Origin of the sequence: Blautia sp. Marseille-P2398 (assembly GCF_964240315.1) — a bacterium.
Lineage (GTDB): Bacteria > Bacillota > Clostridia > Lachnospirales > Lachnospiraceae > Blautia_A > Blautia_A wexlerae.
On sequence record NZ_CAXSTD010000016.1, the window covers coordinates 72,160 to 88,802 of the forward strand.

Below are 16,643 nucleotides of genomic sequence, written 5' to 3' on the forward strand. Positions count from 1 at the left end.
TACCGAGACATACAAGCCAAAATTCCATTGCCGCAGGCAATCTGGAATGAATTTTGGCTACGTTACTGTGAACGGAGTGAACAGTAACGTTATTCCAGAAGGTAACAGCTCGTATAAGCAATCGTACAATCCCCATAATAATACTGTAGCTCATTGGCCTGGCAGACCTGTGTTACCAGCATCCCGTAAGCCTCCATCGATGAGAAAGCCTGTTTCGGAAACCTGCATGGAGCATCCGGATAAGTACAGACCTTACATTTCGTACAGCATCCCGCACCAATCGCCAGCATATCCGGATAAATCTCCCGAAGTTTCTTCTCAAATTCCACAAAATACTCCTTATGTCTGGCTTCCGTTTCCATCATTCCCTCGCCATCAAAAGCATCCTCCAATTCACCAACTGTCTGAACAATAATCCCATACTTATACTGCCGGACTTTCGCTTCACATTCCTCAAGAGAGCCACATCCCGGAGGACAGCTCCAGCACTTATCATACTTATGACAGGTATCTGCTGCACACATCTGTCGAACCTCCGGCTTCAGCTCAATCGTATCACAATCCAGCAACACCACATGCGAAAACCCCTGCTCCATTCCCATTTGCTCTATTTTTTTTATATCCATAATCTAACCCCTTACTCTCTTGTATAATCTATAGCAACCTCATCAGGCAGATAAAATCATTCACCTGTCTCAAATCCCAGTTCATCAATAAAATGATCCTGAAAATCAGCCGAAGCAGCCAGCTCAACGAATTCAATCTTTCTCACCAGCTCATCCATCTCCAGCATTTCCTTCTCATTCACAAGTGCGATCTTCGCACCCTCACCAGCAGCGTTTCCCACTGGTTTCACTTTCTTCACAAGCGTCGCCGGAAACAAGCCAATCTTCCCGGCACTGACCGGATCCATATAGTTGCCAAAAGCACCTGCAATATATACCGAACAGATATCATCTTCTGTAATCCCAAGCCGCTCCATAAGCATCTGAATTCCCGCTGCAATCGCAGCTTTCGCAAGCTGAACCTCTCCGAGATCCTTCTGCGTCAGATAAACCCCTCTCTCATTACCGCCCCGCTCTGGCAGTACCAGAATAAACACACCTTGCTTCTCCTGTCCGCTTCTCAGCACACCATTCTCATCCAGCATTCCAGCATCCAGAAGACCCGCCACCAGATCGATCAATCCCGAACCACACAAACCAACCGCCGGCTTATTCCCAACAGTTGTATAGTTCCACTTCCCATCCTCATACTTCACATGATCCACAGCCCCGGCCGCGCCACGCATTCCACACTCAATCTTCGCACCCTCAAAAGCAGGCCCGGCCGCAGTAGAACAGGTCACCATCCGCTCCCTGTTTCCCAGAACCATCTCACCATTCGTTCCAATATCGATCATCAGAGAAATCTCTTCCTGCTGATCCTGCCTGATAGCCAGCAGACATCCACAGGTATCCGCTCCCACATATCCTGCAATATCCGAAAGCATAATCAACTCTGCACGCTCCTGCACAGCCAGACCATAATCCCCCGCATTCAGCACCAGCCTCTCACTCACAGCCGGAGTATAGGGCGCATGTACCAGCGAAGCCGGAGAAATCCCCAGAAACAGATGATGCATACAGGTATTTCCCACAACACACACCTGAAAAACATCCTCTCTCCTTATCCCTGCATCCTCTGCCAGACTTCCCAACATCTCATTAACCGCTTTCCGAACACACATACTTAACGCTTCTGTTCCATGCTCCAGCGCATAATTCGCCCGCATGATCACATCCGCACCATACTGCGCCTGCGGATTCATCCTGCTCTCAACTGCCAGAGTCCTCCCATCCCCACCATCCAGCAAATACCCCGCAATGGTAGTCGTCCCAATATCAAACGCTGCCAGACACCTCCGACCAGCTTCCTTCCTCATTTCCAGAATCCGCCGTCTACTGTAAATCACATACCATTCATCAGAATCCCTGCGCATCCCATACAATTCACCCGCCAGCTTCAGATCCACCTCCATCTGCCCCGGCTCAACCTCACCATCTGTCTCCGCCAGCGTATCCAGCAGCCTCTGCCAGTCCGACCGCTTTTCCCCTGTTTTCGCCTTCTCCAGCTCAACCTGCGCCATCCGTAGTCCCGGTTCAAGCACAACTTCTCTGTTAAATCCATTCGTCAAAATCTTCTCATTACCAGCCCTGTCCAATGTCTCCACTACACAAGTCTCACCTTCACCAATCCGCACCTGACACGCTTTAACCACTTCACCATTAATCTTAACCAGACACTTCCCACATTTCCCCAAACCGCCACAAGGCGCATCCGGTCTCAGTCCCGCCTGAATCTCCGCCTCTAACACAGACCTCCCGGCATTCACTTCTATCTCAATCCCTTCACGCACAAACTTAACCCAAGCCATAAAAACCTCCCACATTTCCAATCCAAGCATCACAACAACCAACAATATTATACCACTCCATAACACAAAGGGACCACTCCACAGAGCAGTCCCCTCATAATATTTTCATTTTATACTAATACCTGCATAAACCAATCAGATCAGGCCGCCAACTTCTTAGCCAGAGAAGCCGCACTGGCCGCATCATCTGAATAACCATCAGCCCCAATCTCCTCAGCAAACTCCTCAGTAATTGGCGCTCCGCCAACCATAACCTTAATATTACCTCTGAAATCCGCCGCATTCAACGCCTCAACAGTCTCCTTCAGAGCCGGCATAGTAGTAGTCAGCAGTGCAGAAAGCGCAATGATCTTAACATCCGGATTCTCTTTATAGCACTCAATAATCTTAGCCGCCGGAACATCAACCCCAAGATCGATCACCTCAAATCCGGCACTCTCAATCATCATGGCAACCAGGTTCTTACCAATATCATGAAGGTCACCGGAAACCGTAGCAATGATAACCTTACCAAGTGCACCTGTAGAACCAGATGCCAGATGCGGTTTCAGAACCTCAACACCTTTCTTCATTGCACGAGCTGCAACCAACATCTCCGGAACAAAAATCTCACCATTTTTGAATTTCTCGCCAACTACAGACATCGCACTGATCATACCATCATTGAGAATCGCAACCGGATCATCACCCTCATCAATAGCTTCCTGTACAGCCGGTCCTACTAATTTCGCTTTCCCTTTTTCAACTAATTCCGCAACTTCATTTATCTTAGACATAATCAAATCCTCCTGTTATTTCTTAATTTCAGATTCTAACCACTTAATTCATTTACACAGCTTCTTCAGATTCAGCTTATTTCTTCTTCGCTGTACCAATCAGGCCTTCCCTGTAAGCCCCGATATATTCCATACAATAATCATCCAGACCAAGCAGTGCCTCCGTTGCATAGACAAGGCCAAGCATATCCTTATTTGTTGGATCCATAATTCCGCTGTCCAGTCCTGCATTCATTGCCAGTACCAGGAACCCGTAATTAATCAGCTTACGAACCGGCAGATTAAAGGAAATATTACTGATCGCTGCCGTAATATGAATGGTCGGATATTGCTCACGTACACTTGTGATCGTCTCAATATTCGTTGCAATACCATCCTCAGAAGTACAAAGCATCTCAACCAGCGGATCAATGTGAATCCTGTTCGGAGCAATTCCGTACTCTTTCGCTTTCGCCATGATCTTGTCAAAAACTTTCAAACGGTCTGCTGCACATTTCGGAATACCTGTATTGTCACTCAGCAGCGCAATTACCTGCCATCCCTCATTTCCCGGCTCTGCCATAATCGGGAAAATCGTATCAATCTTATGTCCCTCTCCTGATACAGAATTAAAAATTCCAGGTTTCTTACAAAACTTATAAGCCTGTGCCAGAACATCCGGGCTTGGACTGTCGATAGAAATCGGAAGATCTGTAACCTCCTGAATACAATCGATCATCCATTTCAGGGTTTCCACTTCCTCTGCCTCCGGAACAGAAGCACAACAGTCAATATATGTAGCTCCACTATCCGCCTGAAGTTTTGCTCTCGCTTTGATAAACTCTGCGTCTCTTTTCGCGATTGCTTCTGCTACTGACGGAATAGAACCATTAATTTTCTCACCAATAATAATCATTTTGCAAACACCTCCAGCTGTCTCTTTCAACTCTTGCCAGACTAAAAATCAGTCCATTTATTTAATAGTCCCCACCCGCTGCTTATTGCACCTCGCAATTGAAGCAGGGGGACTTGCTTGATTCAGTTAAAACATAATCTGCCATGGAAGTCTTGTAGACTCAGAAGCCTTAATACCAAACTTCTCTTCATTCAGCTTATCAATAGAATCACAAAGGGATTTGTAAACTCCCGGATAAACAGAACCAGGACCACCCTGCGCAATACAAGGAATAAAGTATTTATTACCGCATTCCTCACATACACGACGTACAACTGCATCACAATTCTCATCTGTCCAGCTTTCGAAGTCTACTGCGCGATTCTCAATACCACCCATGAAACTGATCTTGCCACCATATTTCTTAATCAGTTCCGGAAGATTATTTGTCCCCATACATCCCTGCCATACATCGATTCCCATCTCGATCATAGACGGAACCAGTGTTGCAGCATAGCTGTCAGAATGATGGATAACCAGTTCAACTCCATGGCTGTGATAATATCCATAAATCTCTTTATATGGCTCAAGTAAAAATTCATCAAACATTGCCGGACTCATAAATGTGCTGTCCAATCCGCCCCAGTCATCATGATGGAAAATTGCATCTGGATGAAGATTAGAACAGATACCTTCTGCCAGCTCCAGCTCCCATTCTGTCAGATACTTGATCAGATCATGCATTTCATCAGGATTGGTAATATAGTAAACCAGCGCATTGCTGATCTCACAGAGATGATGCGTCTGCTCAAATAATCCCGGTGCTACGAAAGCTGCTTTAAAAGCCTGCTCACCATCAACTGCATCATACTGGGCTTTCACCATATCCCACTGATCCTGAGTAAATTTCAGAGACGGTGCATGAACATAATCTTGCCAGTCTTCGATATCTTTTACTACGATCTTATCAGGAGTATGTACAGGGAAAGAACCCGGAACTCCTTTCGGGAAAGTATTTGTTACGCCCCATGCATTTACCACATTTTCCTGTCCCGGCTCAAGAAGCGGGTTAGCAAACATAAATGGATGAAACAGAAGCTGCACTGCTTCATACTGATTGACAAATCTGTCAGGATTACCGCCTTTTATTACTTCAAGCATATTCTGTTTTGGTGTTAACATACGATCTACCTCCTCATATGATTCAGGAAACGCCCCCACATTTCCATATTTATTTAGTTAAATTGTCGCTCTTTATCTTGTTTTCGATGATTTTATTGTATCATTTGTATACTCCAAAATATATAAGCAGATATGTGGAATTTTTCCATCCGGATTCCTACAATTTGTATGAACTATCATTGAAACTTACTACTCTATAAACTCTGTTTTCATATATCACATTTCAGTACTGCTCAGTAAATGACCACTAAACATTCAAAGATATAAAAAGAGACTGTAGTTTCAACATTATCCATAAATAATAGATATCATTGAAACGCTACAGTCTCATTCATTATAGTTACAATTTTTAATTATAATACAAACTATTTCTTCTTAGTTTTGACAGTCTCTGACCATTGGCTAAATACCTTGGTCTCATCTTCTGATGTACGATTCCATGCATGTAAGCCAATATAGTAAGTACCTGCTTTTACATTTGTAAAGGTTACAGTTACCTTGTTTCCCTTCACCTTCTTTACATACTTACCGTAATCAGTTGGACGCTTTTCACCATTTGCTTTCATGTATTTTGTTCCAAGCACAACATCATATCCCTCTGCATCTTCACATGCAGTATAAGTTACTGTTATCTTAGAACCTTTTGTGACTACTTTCTCAATCTTCGGTATCTCTGGTGTAATAGCTGTTACTTCTAACTTCTGAACCTCAGACCACTGACCAAATACTTTCTTTCCATCAGCATCTCGAGTCCATGCATGGCATGCTACATACCAGGTACCCTTATCTGTATATCGGAATGATGCTTCTGCTGAAGACTGATTTTTTATAACCTTTTCATATTCCCTTGTCTGAAGCAGATCAGCAGATTTTCCAATAACATAATCATAACCTTGTGCTCCCTTGCACTCTGTCATTTTGACTTTTGCGGTATTTCCGGAATCCTGTGTTTCATTTACAACTGCTTTTGCAGGTTTTGTATAGGTTCCTTCACTGGTTCTGACACTGCCATCAACATCATATACATTGCCTTCTGTATCAGTTGCAATACCCTCTTTGGTTACTTTCCAGCCGGCTCCGGCTTCAACATCTTCAAGGCCAGGTCTGCTGATCACACTGCCTTCTGCTGTGATAACAGCACCTTCACTCTGTATATACTGTGGTCTGACGCCATCCTTGCCTGTAGTAACAGCAATATTATCGGTTGAATCATTTAAACCTGCACCCGGAAGCGTAATATTTCCATTTACATCTACAGTTGTTCCATTTGTATCTGTGACAGTTCCTTCCTTATCAATAGAAGGCTTCTTACCCTGATCATCAGCCTTGAGTACACTACCATCCGGAAGAGTGATGCTTCCGTCATTCTTAATAACTGTACCATTCGGAGTTGTAAAGTTTCCGTTCACATCAGATTTTGTTCCGTCTGGATATCCCTCTGGTACTGGTGCCGGAGTAGGCTGGGATGGAGTGTCTGGTTCTGGATTCGGGCTCGGTGTTACTGTTGGTTCCGGATCCGGGCTCGGTGTTACTGTTGGTTCTGGATCTGGGCTCGGTGTTACTGTTGGTTCTGGATCCGGACTTGGTGTTACTATTGGTTCTGAAGACTTCTGTAATGCTTCTATAGCTTCATTCAAATCTACAATCGCCTTTGCCATCTGATTTTCTGAAATATCCGTTTGTGCTAAAAGTTCTTGGGCATTTTTTAACTGTGCTTCTAACTGCGCCCAGCTTTCTCCCGTATAATCAGACTTGTTAAGCTTTGCACATTTCTCACATAATTTTTCTAATTCTTCTTTGCTTACCTTTGTAACTGTAAAACTTTTCGCATTTTTAGCCCATACAAGCAATGGTCCTGGTGAAAATTTTCTTACATTATATGTAAGCTTCATCACGCCACCCATATCATTATATGAATGCTCTCCCCATTGGCAAGCCTTAAATTCATTCTCTCTTATATTTACTGTATCTTTATAATTAATCTGCACTACATAGGTTCCTGCTGTCTTAATTGTAGCACCGACACACATAGAATCACTATATGGTTTTCCCTTATCGAATTCCACTGTAAGGCTATTATTTTCTTCTCCTACCGGGTTTTCATTTCCTTTGTAGTAATTATGATAGCTTACCAGTTTCAGTTTATTATCTACATCAAACACTTGTCCTGGCAGAGAACCAAAACTACATGTTAATGAGTATTCTCCTTCTGGTAAATCCCATATTGTTCCTGTAGTAGCACCTTTTATTGTATAGTTTATTCCACCAAGCTGTGAAACATTATTTCCTACAAAGTAATCAGTTTTTCCATCAATCTCAGCTTCTACACGCACAATTACATTATGGAAATTATTAAATAAATACTTTCCATCTTCATCACCAAGATCCTTAAACATTTGTGAAGTTAATAACCGTACACTCTTAATAACCAGATTCTTCTCTTTAATATTAACTTCATCAGCTAAACCACTATATTCAACATATGCTTTACCACCTGCTTCCAGTTCAACTAAAAAGGGCTCTGCACTGGTTACGCTTTGCATACGTTCCGCTCTATTTCCATCTATAGAAACCAATGCACTATCAATGACATATTGGCTGTTAAATTTAATCTGAAAAGTCTTTTTCGTATCAGATGTATTTTCGAAATAAAATCTCTTAATATTTAATCCATCCGCAACTGATTTTATAGGAATAAATGCATCATCGGACTGAACAGATACCTTATAATCCTCAGGCATATTTTTTACATCCTGAACAGAATAATTATAATCTGTATCATATTTTCCTGCACCAATCTTTAAGCTCAGAGGATGAGAACCTTCCGGATAATTTCTATAGTCATCGTATGGATTATCAATAGAAACTGTTCCATATCCTTCTACTTCGCCCAAACCTGTTACTGTTTTACTTTCACCATTTGACAGGTTAATATTAAACGTGGTATTTTTTACTGCATTTTTCAAATCCAGTTCACCGGTATCTCCAAATGACTGATCCAGAAACTGTTTGTAAAAAACGCTCGGAATACTTTCCGGATTGCTTACAGTTACACCGGTAATTGTAGTTTCTTCGTCTCCATCTGCCAACGCACTTACAGACTCCCCTGAAGAGAATGTCACTGTATCTTCATTTTCTGTAACATTTTCTCCTGCTTCATTTACCAGACTGCTAATTTCTTCGGAAGAATCCGAAAACTCCGCTGTCTCGCCTGCATCAATACGTTCCACAGAAATCATACCATCCTCTGCAGCCCATACAACGCTTCCAGAATTAATTGCCATCGCTGCAGTCAGCATCCATGCCAGTGCTGCTGATGTCTTTCTCTTTGCCATATTTTCCTCCTTTTGACCACCCGATAAAACTCTACCAGAAATACTTGGTCAACTATTTTAATTCAATTTTCATAATATCCCCCCCGGGTAGTCTGTCAATATATTTTTTGTTTGTGCTTCTACTTGTCATGCCTTATAAAACACGGTATAATTTTGTCAATCTTTCAAGAATATGCACAAACCAGGCGGATATTGTCAATCCGCTTTCGCTATTTGTTTGATTCGGTTAAATTAATTATAGAAAGGACTCCATTAAGTATGAATCCTAAAAGACAGGTAAACCACAACATTCGTAAACATTTTAACGGTATTATCTACAACATTTCCCGCTACACAGAAATCATGTTATCCATCATTATCCTTGTAGTGATCGCATTGGCCGGAATCCGTCTGATCATGGAAGTCGCAGGCACCGCTGTTCCTGATATGGATACAGAATTCTTCACCAGCTTCCTGTCCCAGGCATTGTCCCTGGTAGTCGGTGTAGAGTTTGTAAAAATGCTCTGCCAGCATTCCGCACAGACTGTTGTCGAAGTCCTGATGTTCGCCACTGCACGTCAGATGGTCGTTGAACATCTTGGTCCAAATGAGACACTTCTCGGCGTGATCAGTATTGCGATTCTTTTCGGCATCCGCAAATATCTCATGACCGACAACGATGACATGAACTCACATAAAAATAAAGACGCAGAAACGCACTAAAGTTTACTGTATATTTAGCCATGTACTCCATAAGACATTACCAGTAAACATTATAGAACACGAAGTGAACAGAAACACACTTCGTTGGATGACTGCATGCGGATTGACGTAAACAGCAACAAAAAGACTGCATACCCGGTACTATCTGTAATTTTTATAAATAGCACCAAACTATGCAGTCTTTTTTATTTCCACATACTGATAAACAGTTGTCTCAAAAAAAGGTATATTTAAAATATTTTATAGTTAATATTATCAGTAAGATGGTTTCTGTTTAATAATTTATGTTTAATAATTTCCGCTGAAAAACTTACTGTCTTTTGGCAGCTCATAATCTTTAAAATAAGCTCCAAAATCTATCTTCAGATAATTGCAGAGATTAGCCAGTTCAACCATAGTATTGTCATTTACTGGAATGCCATTTTCCCTGCGTTCTTTTTCTGCCATAATTTCTTTCTCACCATGAGTATAAATCTGCTCTGCACCCTCGGCCTTCGGACTCTGACGAAGAGTTTCCAGATATTCTGAAAAATGCGCCTTGATATCATCTGCATTTCCGAAGATTGCAGGATCGATTGCTGCAAATCCATGGCAGATACCTGTCTTGTCTTTAAATGTGCAGCATTTATCAGAAGTAACACCCATAGAAAGAATAGAACTGAAAATCTCACAGAGCATTCCATATCCATAACCTTTATGGCTTCCGTTTACCTCTTTGTTGCCGCCAAGTGGCATAATTCCGCCGCCTTTCTTGCCGACAATGTTTGCAAGTACAGCCGGTGCATCCGTACTTTCATGTCCGTCTGCTCCGAGAGCCCAGCCCTCAGGAAGCTGTTTGCCTGATTTATTATACATTTCCAGTTTTCCCCTGGTTACAACTGTTGTAGAGCAGTCAAAAAGGAAAGGATAAGGTTCTGCAGGCATTGCTACTGCGATCGGGTTGGAGCCTAACATTGCCTTACGTCCAAAGGTAGGTACCATAATCGCTTCTGAGTTAGTACATGCCATTCCAAGCAGTCCCTGTTTAGAAGCCATTTCCGCATAATATCCTGCAATACCAAAATGATTGGAATTTCTTACTGAAACAAAACCAACACCTGTTGTTTTCGCTTTCTCAATTGCTTTCTCCATTGCAAAATGACTGATCAGCTGTCCCATTCCATCATGTCCGTCGATCACTGCTGATACAGGCGTCTCAAATACAACCTCCGGTTCCGCATCCGGATGAATTGTACCTTTCTCAATTCCTTTATCATATCTTACCATTCTCTGCATTCCGTGACTCTCAATCCCGTACAAGTCTGCGGTAAGCAAAACATCTTTAATAATATTGGTCTGTTCCTCATTGAAACCAAACTTCCGAAATACGTCGTGGCAAAAAGTATTTAATGTGTCATAACTCCATTTCACGTAACCCATAACTGTAAAAGCCCTCCTTGAAGTATTACTCGTTTTCTTTTTGGTATTACCAATTTTTTAAGTTGATTATACCACTTGCTTTTTCAAAGTGCAATACGCTATTTTATTTTTTTCAGAGCTTACTGTTTTGGAAAATATCTTTTTATAATCAGATATTTTTGTCTCTTGCTTTTATAAAAGCTCAGGAATATACTATGAGCAGATAATAAACCGACCGTTAAACAGTCTGTACCTTTCAGGTATTCTCATTATCTCCTCATATTTTTCAGAAAAGGACTATTACATTATGATTCAAGACATCGCACCACATATTTACCATAACGAATACAAACCCTCTGCCCCGGATAAAGACAGCTTCATCCTCACCTATGAAAATGGCAGAATTCTTCTTCCCCAGCAGGATCGTGAAGAGGCGATTACATTTCCACGTTTCCAGGAATTAGAGGGAAGGCTCGATAATCTTTATGTGAACTATATCTACCTCTTCTCCATCGATGACCAGCGCTTTTATCTGATCCCACATCTGGATACTGCACTTCTTCCTGACTATGAATTTCAGGATGTACGTGTCCTGCGTACTGCACATCCGCAACATCTGGCATTTGCAGGGATTACAGGACATCAATTGTTCCAGTGGTACAGCAATCGTCAGCATTGTGGCTGTTGCGGAAAACCAATGATTCACAGCCAGAAAGAACGTATGATGGAATGCCCTTCCTGCGACAATCACGAATATCCGGTTCTGTGCCCTGCTGTTATTGTGGGGATTACAAATGGAGATAAGATCATCCTCTCCAAATATGAGGGACGCAGCTTCAAACGCTATGCTTTGATTGCAGGTTTCGCAGAAATCGGGGAAACCATCGAAGAAACCGTACACCGTGAAGTAATGGAAGAAGTAGGTCTGAAAGTCAAAAATCTCCGCTACTACAAGAGCCAGCCATGGTCCTTCAGCAGCTCTCTGCTGTTTGGATTCTTCTGTGATGTAGACGGTGATGATACCCTGACTGTTGACCATGAAGAACTCTCCATGGCACAGTGGGTAGAACGTGACAAAATCCCGGATCAGGGCAATAATATCAGCCTGACCAAGGAAATGATGATGCTCTTCCGTGATGGAAAAGAACCCAGATAAACAATATTCTATATCAGAAAAAGCTCATAGAATATTTTTCCCTATTATGCTAAAAGGATACATACACGGTAATGTTACTGTGCATGTATCCTTTTCGTTTCTCTGTAAAATTGCTTCACTATATTCTCAAAAATATTTCTGATTACTCTTCACGCCGCACTCCCGCTGCCAAATCCACGGCTTCTGCGGCTTCCATTACATTCCTGCTCAAATTCTTTCAGTTTCCGTCTTGCTTCCGGTGTCAGATTTGTCGGAACTTCAATCTGTACAGTTGCATATTCATCACCGTGTACAGACGGATTGTTCATGGCAACGATACCCTTACCTCTCAGACGTATCTTCGTTCCGGACTGAGTACCTGGTTTTATGTTACAGAGAACATCACCGTAAATAGTGTGAACCTTCGCCTCACCGCCAAATACTGCTGTTGTAAATGGGATATTTACAGTTGTGTAAACATCTCTGCCTTCCCGTTTATATCCGGGTTTATCCTGAACGTTTACTTTCAGAAGCAGGTCACCGGCTTCACCTCCGCCGACTCCCGGATATCCTTTTCCTTTAAGTCTGATAGATTTACCGGATTCAATACCTGCCGGAATATTGACTTCGTAATTCTGGACGCCACCGTTGCTGCTCTGCAGACGGATAACCTTCTTGCCACCAAAAGCAGCTTCATCAAAGCTGACAGTAACCTCTGCATGAAGATCCTCACCTTTGCTGCTGTAAGAACCACCAAAGCCCTGACTGCGGAAATTACTTCCACCTGTGCCAAAGCCACTGCCGAATCCATCCGTTCCGTTACTTCCGAAACCGCCAAAACCACTTCCGTGAAAGCCACTGCCTCCAAATCCGCTGCTTCCAAAACCACCGGATGCTTTACTCTTCTTAAATCCACCACCAAAGATGTTCTTCAGGATATCATCCATATCTTCGCCATTCTCAAAATGATATTCATGATAACCATTGCCATCACTGTACGAGCCATGGAAACCGCCGCCAAAAGGATTGCCCTGTGCTCCGCCAAAGCCACTGCCAAAAGGACTTCCCTGTGCGTTTCCATAATTACCGGCACCTTCTTCAAAAGCAGCGTGGCCAAACTGATCATACAGTTTACGTTTCTTCTCATCACTCAGAACATCATAGGCTTCATTTACTTCCTTAAAATGCTCTGCTGCCGAAGCATTTCCCTCATTACTGTCCGGATGATATTTCTTTGCCAGTTTTCTGTATGCTTTCTTAATCGTTGCTGCATCTGCGTTTTTGTTCAAGCCAAGAACTTCATAGTAATCTCTTTTCAATATCATCACCTTCCCTCATAAACACATTCTAACGCAATCATTCCTGACTTCATATTTCTGCAATCCTCATTATGCAAACAACGGGAAGCCAAAAGATTTGACCTCCCGTTGCTGTAACTTAACATCTATTATCCTTCAATGGAGATGCTGTGCTTCTGTTCCACTGCTGGCTTTGCTTCTTTCTTCGGAACAAATAATGTCAGGATACCATGTTTGAATTCTGCTTTGATGTCGTCCTGATGTACTTCTTTACCTACATAAAAGCTACGACTGCAGGCACCTGCATAACGTTCTCTGCGGATATAACGTCCTGTCTCTTTTTCCTTCTCGTCTTTATCCAAGCCTTTCTCTGCACTGATGGTCAGATAACCATTTTCAAGTGCTGCATGAACTTCATCTTTCTTAAATCCCGGAAGATCTACAACCAGTTCGTATCCATTATTCATTTCCTTGATATCAGTTTTCATTACATGATTTGCTTTATGTCCATAAAGTTTCTTCTCTGCATCTTTCATTGCTCTGTCATCATAATAGAATGGGAAATCTCCAAAAAAGTCATCAAATAAATTTTCTCCAAAAATACTAGGCATTAACATAAGTCATATCTCCTTTTCTAATATATTTTATATATGTCAAATCTGTTCACCAGATTTACTTTCCAAATCTATCGCTACAGGTTTTTTCAACCTTTTATCTTCAATCTTTTAGTGTAAGCTTTTATTTTTTATATCTGTTCTTAATCTCTGGCTGACCCTTAACGGGTCAGTCAGAATATTTATTCATCAGCCTTCAATGGCAATTGTTTTCTTCTGTTCTACTGCTGGTTTTGCTTCTTTCTTTGGTACAAATAATGTGAGGATACCATGTTTGAATTCTGCTTTAATGTCTTCTTTCTCAACTTCTTTACCTACATAGAAGCTACGGCTGCAGGCACCTGCGTAACGTTCCTTACGGATATAACGTCCTGTCTCTTTTTCCTGCTCATCTTTGTCCAGGCCTTTCTCAGCGCTGATAGTCAGATAACCATTCTCCAGGTCAGCCTTTACTTCATCTTTGGTAAATCCCGGAAGATCTACGACCAGTTCATAGCCTTTATCAGTTTCCTTGATATCGGTTTTCATTATATGACTGGCTCTGCGTCCGTAAAGTTTCTTCTCTGTATCTTTCATTGCTCTGTCATCATAATAAAATGGAAAATCTCCAAAAAAGTCATCAAATAAATTTTCTCCAAAAATACTAGGCATCAACATAAGTCATCTCTCCTTTTCTATACCGTCCATCTGTATATGATGGACTCTCAGTTATGCATCTTTACCTTGTTTCTTTGGAACTTAGGTTATCAGGAATCTCATAGAACTTATTTCTTTGTTCTCTTTTTGTTCCCCTTCCTTTGTTCTAGCTGTAATATAACACTTATTATTAGCACTGTCAAGAGGTGAGTGCTAATTATTTGAGATTTTTTTTGCAAACCCTTTAAAATCAATGGTTTGCAGTATCTTATTTCTTTTGAAATTGTGATTTTTTCTGTTTTGACACCAATTTGACACCAATTTCTCTTTTTGTGGTGTCAAGCATTTAACACCATACTATCTAGTCTTGCAATCTCATTTTCAATCCTTGTCAGCTCTCCAATATGGTTATACACTTCCATTGTTACATCTATATGAGCGTGTCCCATAATATATTGAAGAACTTTTACGTCCATACGGCACTCTGCCATTCTGGTACAAGCTGTGTGACGCATTACATGAGCTGAAAACTTTGGTAACAGCTCTGCTTTCCTATGCTCTTTTTTTGCTCTCTCTACTTCGGTTTTGTTATATGCGTCTACAATGTTGTATAAAACACTATTTACGCCATTCGGCATAAGCGGTCTGCCCGATTTTGCTGTAAAGACAAACCCCGAACACCCGTCCACCTCAATGCTCTTATCCTTTGCAAGCATAAAATTGATTTTTCTTTGTTCCTCAAAGGCTTTTGCAACTTCTTGTGTCATAGGTATAATACGAATACCCGACGACGTTTTTGGTGTTGAGATATGGAACTTGCAACCGTCGCCTAAATTCTTATAAATGAGCTGGTGGTCTACATTAACCGTTTTTGCCTTGATGTTTATATCTTTCCATGTAAGACCAATAAGCTCCCCACATCTTAACCCCGTACCAATCATTATGGTAAACATAGGATAATATGTGTTATAGACATTGCTCTGTTTTACAAACTCCATAAACTTTTCTTGTTGAGAAACTGTTAAGGCTTCTTTTTCCTCTGCTGGTTTTCCATAATCACTAATGGAACTTTTTGCAGGGTTCTTTCGGATAATATCATCATCAACAGCCATTTCTAATGCAGGATAAAGCAGGTTGTGAATATACTTGATTGTAGAATAAGCATATCCAGCTTTGGAAAGTTTCGCATAATACGCTTTAATATGTGAGGGTAAAAGCTGAACAACTTTAATATTTCCAATCTCGTCTTTTACTCTGTTTTCCCAAGCACGAACATAACTAACTCTTGTAGTATCAGCCAGCTCACGAGTTGCCATATAACGCTCAAACAACGTGTTAAGCGTCATTTTTTTGATTGCTCCGTCTGTCAATATATTATCTTCCATATCTTTTGCAATCTGCTTCTCTTTTTCTCGAAGCTCTGGTAAATCTTGTGCATAGACTGTCAATCTCTTGCCTGTTCTTACATCTGTATAACGATAACTGTATCTTCCATCATTACGCCAGTTTTCGCCCTCTCTTAATTTTCTTCCTTTTGGGTCTTTTCTACTAATTGCCATGAGAACCATTCCTTTCTGAAAAAGCCTCTTTTCTTGTTCTCACAGCGTGCTTTGTCCTTTCTTATTATACTACACACGCCAGAGAACATAAATAGAAAATCGCTCTATTCTTCCAAATATAACAAGTATTTCTTGACTTTTTCTATGGAATAAAGAACCCTGCGACCTATCACAATTTTTGCTCCTGCCTGCTCGCCAATCTTTCTTGCAGTAGCACGACCACAAGATAACCTAGCAGACAGTCCCTCTATATCAACAGCAATCGGCTGTTCCGTTGCTCTTATCTTCGTTTTATTCATATTCCAACACCTTACCTCGCTGGAACATCACATCATTTAACACATCAGTATTTAACATAATGTAACACCCCCTTTACTGTGTGTCTATTTATAAGTTACATAAGCAGACAGACGGCTTTGGAAAGCTCCATTAGTATCTCAACTATTCCCATTCTTGTGGGCAGAACCGCACCATGCGGACGTATCATTATTCTGTGAGGATAGGTCATGGCAAAACGACTTTTCCAACAGTCGCTCTCGGATCACTGCGTGAGTCGCTCGCTTTCTTTTGGAAAGGTCGTGGCGTACAGTCCCCGTGGCTCGCTATCTCACAAACGTATCTGTCTGCTTTATTCAGTTGTCAACGAATCATGAAAGCTTATCTCAGCCTATAATGAAAATAGGATACTGACTCCACTACTTTTTTCACTTCTCTTTTT

At 41.5% G+C, this 16,643-nt stretch carries 14 protein-coding genes; 2 read left to right on the forward strand and 12 right to left on the reverse strand.

Features of this window, described 5'->3' with window-relative positions; translation table 11 throughout:
• Positions 1 to 89: 89 nt before the first annotated feature.
• From ACESZG_RS16025 to ACESZG_RS16050, 6 genes are all read right to left on the reverse strand, one after another.
• Positions 90 to 626, reverse strand: a complete 537-nt coding sequence (locus ACESZG_RS16025) for a DUF2284 domain-containing protein (protein WP_062808264.1) — start codon at positions 624 to 626, stop codon at positions 90 to 92.
• A gap of 56 nt (positions 627 to 682) precedes the next feature.
• Positions 683 to 2,416: an ASKHA domain-containing protein gene (locus ACESZG_RS16030; protein WP_373218731.1), complete on the reverse strand. Its 1,734-nt coding sequence runs from the start codon at positions 2,414 to 2,416 to the stop codon at positions 683 to 685.
• Between the two features lie 140 nt (positions 2,417 to 2,556).
• On the reverse strand, positions 2,557 to 3,192 hold the full coding sequence (locus ACESZG_RS16035) for a corrinoid protein (protein WP_173683214.1): 636 nt from the start codon (positions 3,190 to 3,192) through the stop codon (positions 2,557 to 2,559).
• A gap of 76 nt (positions 3,193 to 3,268) precedes the next feature.
• Positions 3,269 to 4,087 (reverse strand): methyltetrahydrofolate cobalamin methyltransferase, encoded by an 819-nt coding sequence (locus tag ACESZG_RS16040; RefSeq protein ID WP_173683215.1) that lies wholly within the window; start codon positions 4,085 to 4,087, stop codon positions 3,269 to 3,271.
• Positions 4,088 to 4,213: 126 nt separating this feature from the next.
• Positions 4,214 to 5,248, reverse strand: a complete 1,035-nt coding sequence (locus ACESZG_RS16045) for a uroporphyrinogen decarboxylase family protein (protein ID WP_256280460.1) — start codon at positions 5,246 to 5,248, stop codon at positions 4,214 to 4,216.
• 365 nt (positions 5,249 to 5,613) lie between these two features.
• Positions 5,614 to 8,583: a hypothetical protein gene (locus ACESZG_RS16050; RefSeq protein ID WP_256280461.1), complete on the reverse strand. Its 2,970-nt coding sequence runs from the start codon at positions 8,581 to 8,583 to the stop codon at positions 5,614 to 5,616.
• Positions 8,584 to 8,841: 258 nt separating this feature from the next.
• Between ACESZG_RS16050 and ACESZG_RS16055 the strand changes: the two genes are divergently transcribed.
• Positions 8,842 to 9,285: a phosphate-starvation-inducible PsiE family protein gene (locus ACESZG_RS16055; protein ID WP_256280462.1), complete on the forward strand. Its 444-nt coding sequence runs from the start codon at positions 8,842 to 8,844 to the stop codon at positions 9,283 to 9,285.
• Between the two features lie 288 nt (positions 9,286 to 9,573).
• On the opposite strand, the gene ACESZG_RS16060 is transcribed toward ACESZG_RS16055, so the two are convergent.
• Positions 9,574 to 10,704: an Ldh family oxidoreductase gene (locus ACESZG_RS16060; RefSeq protein WP_173683218.1), complete on the reverse strand. Its 1,131-nt coding sequence runs from the start codon at positions 10,702 to 10,704 to the stop codon at positions 9,574 to 9,576.
• 286 nt (positions 10,705 to 10,990) lie between these two features.
• Here ACESZG_RS16060 and nudC point away from each other — a divergent pair, with 286 nt between their 5' ends.
• Positions 10,991 to 11,839, forward strand: a complete 849-nt coding sequence (nudC, locus tag ACESZG_RS16065) for an NAD(+) diphosphatase (RefSeq protein ID WP_256280463.1) — start codon at positions 10,991 to 10,993, stop codon at positions 11,837 to 11,839.
• A gap of 149 nt (positions 11,840 to 11,988) precedes the next feature.
• Here the strand turns inward: nudC and ACESZG_RS16070 are convergent, their stop codons facing one another.
• The 5 genes from ACESZG_RS16070 to ACESZG_RS16090 form a co-directional block, all read right to left on the reverse strand.
• Positions 11,989 to 13,140, reverse strand: a complete 1,152-nt coding sequence (locus ACESZG_RS16070; RefSeq protein ID WP_242859558.1) for a DnaJ C-terminal domain-containing protein — start codon at positions 13,138 to 13,140, stop codon at positions 11,989 to 11,991.
• A gap of 125 nt (positions 13,141 to 13,265) precedes the next feature.
• Entirely contained in the window at positions 13,266 to 13,733 is a 468-nt protein-coding gene (locus tag ACESZG_RS16075; RefSeq protein ID WP_019160363.1) for an Hsp20/alpha crystallin family protein, read from the reverse strand.
• Between the two features lie 186 nt (positions 13,734 to 13,919).
• Positions 13,920 to 14,387, reverse strand: a complete 468-nt coding sequence (locus ACESZG_RS16080) for an Hsp20/alpha crystallin family protein (RefSeq protein ID WP_008705428.1) — start codon at positions 14,385 to 14,387, stop codon at positions 13,920 to 13,922.
• 317 nt (positions 14,388 to 14,704) lie between these two features.
• Complete coding sequence (locus tag ACESZG_RS16085) at positions 14,705 to 15,925, reverse strand: tyrosine-type recombinase/integrase (protein ID WP_055168668.1); 1,221 nt, start codon at positions 15,923 to 15,925, stop codon at positions 14,705 to 14,707.
• Positions 15,926 to 16,029: 104 nt separating this feature from the next.
• Positions 16,030 to 16,224, reverse strand: coding sequence for a hypothetical protein (locus ACESZG_RS16090; RefSeq protein ID WP_055168632.1), 195 nt, complete (start codon positions 16,222 to 16,224; stop codon positions 16,030 to 16,032).
• Positions 16,225 to 16,643: the final 419 nt, after the last annotated feature.